This is a genomic window from Streptococcus sp. KR, from assembly GCF_002238115.1.
Taxonomy (GTDB): domain Bacteria; phylum Bacillota; class Bacilli; order Lactobacillales; family Streptococcaceae; genus Streptococcus.
Genome location: NZ_NGVM01000220.1, coordinates 1 through 319, shown reverse-complemented (window position 1 = coordinate 319; position 319 = coordinate 1). Strand labels below are relative to the sequence as shown.

Sequence of the window (319 nt, the reverse complement as noted above, 5' to 3'; positions counted from 1 at the left end):
AGCAGCTCGGAATTGTCGGCATGCTGCCGCCAAAAGTACAAACTATAGATGAACAGGCTGACCAAGTTTATCAACAGTACCAAAGCCAATCATCGGCACTTGAGAAGCGTTCCCTGCTTATGAGCATTTTTAATGAGAACCGAACCCTGTTTTTTAAGGTGTTTTCGCAACATGTTGCCGAATTCATGCCAATTGTCTATGATCCGACGATTGCCACCACTGTCGAAAACTACAGTGAGCTATTTATCCAACCTCAAAATGCCGCCTTTCTTTCAATCGAAAATCCAGACACAATCGAAGAAAGTCTCAAGAACGCTGC

General features: G+C 43.9%; 1 pseudogene. It reads left to right on the top strand.

The features are described 5' to 3' along the window. Positions 1-319: pseudogene (locus CBI42_RS11680) on the top strand (NAD-dependent malic enzyme); the annotation flags it as partial.